This window comes from Alkalinema pantanalense CENA528 (assembly GCF_050753345.1).
In the GTDB taxonomy this organism is placed as follows: domain Bacteria; phylum Cyanobacteriota; class Cyanobacteriia; order Leptolyngbyales; family Leptolyngbyaceae; genus Alkalinema; species Alkalinema pantanalense.
In genome coordinates this window covers 1-5,244 of sequence record NZ_JBLZFX010000174.1, presented here as the reverse complement: position 1 = coordinate 5,244, position 5,244 = coordinate 1, and the positions used below count along the sequence as shown (strand labels likewise).

At 51.6% G+C, this 5,244-nt stretch carries 2 protein-coding genes; both read right to left on the bottom strand.

The genetic code is table 11. The features are described 5' to 3' along the window. Positions 1–118 precede the first annotated feature (118 nt). A complete protein-coding gene (locus ACN4EG_RS27010; protein WP_431633385.1) occupies positions 119–2,086 on the bottom strand; it encodes a DICT sensory domain-containing protein in 1,968 nt (655 codons plus the stop codon). Positions 2,087–2,506: 420 nt separating this feature from the next. Next, positions 2,507–4,513, bottom strand: a complete 2,007-nt coding sequence (gene tkt / locus ACN4EG_RS27005; protein WP_431633384.1) for a transketolase — start codon at positions 4,511–4,513, stop codon at positions 2,507–2,509. Positions 4,514–5,244: the final 731 nt, after the last annotated feature.

The window sequence follows — 5,244 nt, the reverse complement described above, 5'->3', positions numbered from 1 at the left end:
AGGGATTTGCCAAGAAATAATATCCCCTCTTCATCCCCCCACCCTCCTACCCTTTTACTCTCCTACCCCCTATCCAATTGGGATTTTATTTATACGCTGTTCCCCTACCTATCTAAACTTACGAAACCCGCGCGATCGGCATCGTAAAGTGAAACTGACTACCCCGATCTTTGCCTGCTGATTCCGCCCAGATTTTGCCGCCCCAGCCTGCAATAATTTGCCGACAAATAGCTAAGCCTAGCCCCGTCCCACCCGTACTGCGGCGCAGCGCTCCCTCTTCTTGATAAAAGCGCTCGAAGACCCTTTCCAGTCGATTGGGTTCAATGCCTCGGCCTGTATCAGCCACAATCACTTCCAGCATTTGTCGATCGCTTCCATTTTTCGCCTGAACATGAATTTCTCCATTGGCATCGGTAAACTTACAAGCATTATCCAACAGTTTAGACAACACTTCCACCAACCATTCCCCATCCACCCGCACCATCGGTAATTCATCGGGAAGTTCAACGGTAATTTGCGGTAAATTACTGCCATAGCGAGTTTTCAAACTACTGAGGGCTAAATCCACACATTCCTGTAGCGGTTGCGGTTCCATTCGCCATTCCACCCGACCACTTTCCAATCGAGATAGGGTGAGAAAATCTTGAATTAACTTGCGCATTCGTTCCGCATCGGAGAGAGCAGAACTGAGCATGACCTGCCGCAGTTCCGCTGGCATGGTGGGATCAGTAGATAAACTCTCTAGGCATACTTGAATGGTAGACAGCGGTGTCCGTAATTCGTGACCAGTAATGGCAATTAGATTACTGCGAGTGCGTTCTAGGGCTTCTAATTGCTGGTTGAGATCTTCCAAGTTGGCAAAGGCTTCGGCTTGAATTAGGGCAATTCCGATTTGCGCCGCGATCGCATCCACTAGTTCCAGTTCATGTTTTTGGAGTAAATGGGCATCGCAGTAATGCAATTCCACAATCCCCAACAGCCGATCTTGATACAGCACAGGAACCATTAACCACGAGCGAATTTTGCCCGTCTGCAGCAGATATTGCAATGGGCTAGCAGCATTGCTAGTCGCTTCTAACAGTGGATGGCACTCAGTATCTTCAATGTAAAGCGACTCTTGAACTTGTACAACTTGCTCAAACACCGGATTCATGGCTAAATCCCAAGCCATTCCCCGCAACGACGGAATGGAACTATCATCCACCGTTTCTGCATCGGTGGAACCCGGATCCAGAAATTCATGTTCCAGCCGCACCACCACATCCGTCGCCTTACAGCGATAAATTAAGCAACGATCGGGTTGCAGGACTTGGCCGAGTTCTTGGGTGGCAACTTGTAAAACCTGGGCAGGATCAAGGGATCGACGAATGGCCGTAGTCATCAGATTAACCAGCCGTTCTTTGCGTTCCTTCTCAGCGATCGCGCGATAGGCTTTAGATAGCTTGTATTGTCCGACTTGTAGATAGGTGACCAACCGTTCTGCAAAGGGATCGGATACGGGGGGTTTAAAGCCTTTGGCCGTTTCTTTAGTTAACTTGCCCAGGGCTTTACCGACTTTGGTGGCCAATTCCGGGCGGTAGGCCATAATGCGTTGCAGCAAGAGTTCTGCCGCCTTACAGACAATTTCCCGATCGAAGCTCCAAATCCCTTCAAAGCGGCGGGATTGATCCACATGCAGTTCAAACTGACGGACTTTAGGATCAGTAAGAAATTTTTCTTTACAAATTAAACAACAGGCATATTGACGCCCCAACACCACTAAATGCCATTCTTGACTCAATGGATCGCTGGGATCAAAGGCAACCATCTCGTAGTCAATCGATCGATTGGCAAAATCCGTTTCGGGAGCCGCTAGGACATAGACCTGGTTAGTGCGTTCGGCAATGCGAGCGTAACGATGGGCTTCTTGTTTGTAAAATCGTTCTCGCTGAAAACTAGCAATGACCAGTGGCTTATCACTACCCGCCAGCACTTGGTCTTCCATGGCATGGGACAACGCTGTCAAGGAAGACTTGAAATACATCTGTGGTCGCACCTGAGGCAGAGCGGCAAATAGATCATCCAGTACTGAGTTCGGAATAATCATTCAAGCAACGAAGACGGTCTGTTGGGTGCTTGGCATTCGTCCCAAAGAACGGAGTCATACCATCTTCAGTGTATCTGCTGAGTTGCGATCGCATAGCGTTTACCTGGAGGAAGCTTTACATTTCGAGACAATTCCCCGCGATTATGACCAAAATTGTCGTTAAATCTGACTGTAGCTCGGGATCCACCGATCGAAATGGGTCTAATCCTGATGCAAAACGACAATTGCGCCACACCATCAACAAAAAAACTGCACTGCAATAAAAAGGCTTCCCGATCGGGAAGCCCATAATTTTCAGCTAGTTAAATCCCTGGCATCTTTTACCAGAGGTTGCTCAGGGGCGATCGGCTAGCGATCGAACTTCCCCCAAGGTTGGGCTCACCTGTGTGTTGACCACTGTGTTGACCACTGTGTTGACCACTAAGCGAGCAATGCCTTCGCGCGGTTGTAAACGTTGTCCACGGTGAAGCCGAATTTCTCCATGGCAATGCCACCGGGAGCCGAGACGCCAAAGCGATCGATGCTGATGATGTCGCCTTCGTCTCCAGCGTACTTGTGCCAACCGAAGCTAGAAGCCGCTTCCACCACGAGGCGCTTCTTGGTTTCCTTGGGCAGAATCGCATTGCGATAAGCTTCGTCTTGCTCTTCAAACAGATCCACACAGGGCATGGAGATGACACGCACCTTGTGGCCTTCGCCCCGCAGCTTGTTGGCAGCTTCAACACAGAGGCTAACTTCGCTACCCGTTGCAATCAGAATCACGTCGGGCAGGTCACCGCTGTCAGACAGGATATAGCCACCGCGTGCCACGCCTTCGATGCTGGAACCCGCCAGTTGAGGCAGGGCTTGACGGGACATCGCCATCACGGAAGAGGTCGTCCGACGCTCCACAGCCACCTTGTAGGCTCCAGAGGTTTCGTTCCCATCTGCCGGACGGAAGGTCAGCAGGTTAGGCATTGCCCGCAGGGAAGCCAGGGTTTCCACGGGTTGGTGGGTGGGGCCGTCTTCACCTAGGGCGATCGAGTCGTGGGTTAGGACGTAGATGACTTGGGTTTCTGCCAGGGCGGACAGACGGACAGCACCGCGCATGTAGTCTACGAATACCAGGAAGGTTGCACCGTAGGGAATCAAGCCGGTCTTGTGCAGGTAGATCCCGTTACAGATGGCCGCCATGCCGTGTTCCCGGACGCCGAAGCGCAGATTACGACCGTGGTAGGAACCCTTCTGGAAGTCGGCAAAGCCCTTCAGTTGGGTCAGGTTGGAGTGGGTTAGGTCAGCGGAACCACCGATCAGTTCAGGCACTGCATTGGCGATCGCGTTAAGGGTTTTTTCCGAAGTTTGGCGGGTGGCCAGGGGTTTGTCTTCGGGGGTGTAGGTGGGCAGGCATTTTTCCCAACCTTCGGGCAGGCGGTAGTTGATTTGACGATCGAACTGTGCGGCTGCTTCGGGGTAGCTGCTCTTGTAGCTTTCCCAGACTTTCTGCCATTCTGCTTCAGCCGCTGCACCGCGCTCGATCGACTTGTTGAAGTGGGCGCGAGCGTCTTCGGGCACGACAAATGAGTCGTAGTTCCAGCCCAGGTTTTCGCGGGTCAGTTTGACTTCGTCACCACCCAGGGCCGCACCGTGGACACCAGCGGTGTTGGCTTTGTTGGGGGAACCGTAGCCGATCGTGGTGCGAACTTTGATCATCGTCGGCTTGTCGGTGCAAGCTTTGGCTTCTTCGATGGCCTTGGCGATCGCGTCGAGGTTGGTGTCGCCATCGGGCACAACCAGGACTTGCCAGCCGTAAGCTTCAAAGCGTTTGCCCACATCTTCGGTGAAGGAGACGGAGGTGTCGCCGTCGATGGAGATGTGGTTGTCATCGTAGAGGGCGATCAACTTACCCAGACCCAAGTGGCCTGCCAGGGAGCAAGCTTCGCCGGAGACGCCTTCCATGTTGCAACCGTCGCCCAGGATGACGTAGGTGTAGTGGTCGATCAGGGTGCAGTCGGGCTTGTTGTAGGTGGCGGCTAGGTGCGCTTCGGCCATGGCCAAGCCGACGCCATTACAAATCCCTTGACCCAGAGGCCCGGTGGTGACTTCAATGCCTGCGGTTTCAAAGTTTTCAGGGTGACCAGGGGTCTTGGAGCCCCACTGACGGAACTGTTTGATGTCTTCGATCGAAACGCTGTCGTAACCAAACAGGTGCAGCAACGCATATTGCAGCATCGAACCGTGACCAGCAGACAGGACGAAGCGATCGCGGTTGACCCAGTTAGGATTCTTGGGATTGAACTTCAGGAACTTATCCCACAGTGTAAAAGCCATCGGAGCTGCACCCATGGGCAATCCAGGGTGGCCAGATTTTGCTTTTTCAACCGCATCGATCGCCAAAAAGCGAATCGAATTAATGCACAGTTCTTCCAGAGATTGGGTTGCAACGACCATGATGTTTTGGGTACTTAACGCTTAACGACGGCTATCCACGAAGTCGAACTTGGGTCAACTTGAGTCAAACAGAGGGCGTGACCGAATTTTCTCCGATCAAAAGTAGCATACTGAACAGTTACGACCGAAATCCTGCCCGAAAATGGAATCGGTTCGGCGTAGGTTGGTGATGTCGTAGCACTTCTGACAGACCCCCGCCAAATACCTAATATTCTTCGCCCAGAGAGACGAATAGGTATTCATACTTATGATTCAGTATGACAGAGATGGTCATATTTCTTCATAAGTGTCGCAACTATTTTAGGGAATAAGGGGGACAGGTTGACAGGAATCTGTGAAGGGTTTCTAAAATCCGCCCGATGGCTTAGGGGGTTGTCTGGATTCCCTAACAAATTTTGCGCATCGGGTGACTTTGGGGAGTCCAGGGGAGGCATCCATCACGACTTGGCTAGTTTGCATCTGCCAGTTCCTCGGCGAGATCCTGAGGGGTGTATTGGAAGGGAGAAACTTGGAAGCGGCTCAGAGGGGTTCTGAGAGAATATTTGTATTAATTAGGTAGTGACTCAAGCGACTCATAGAGTAATTTCTCGCCCTGCCCTCTGCGGTGAACCCAAGCATTTGGACAAGATCTAATGAAAGTTAAGCTCTAAGTGTAACGTGAGCTCAGCCATCTCATAGATCAAAAGAGATTGATCTGACAAATGCTTTAGTTAATCGAACTCATTATCATC

What these genes read in the sequence shown, in the direction of transcription:
- tkt (WP_431633384.1), bottom strand. Translation starts at nt 4,513, where the DNA reads ATGGTCGTTGCAACCCAATCTCTGGAAGAACTGTGCATTAATTCGATT.
- ACN4EG_RS27010 (WP_431633385.1), bottom strand. Translation starts at nt 2,086, where the DNA reads ATGATTATTCCGAACTCAGTACTGGATGATCTATTTGCCGCTCTGCCT.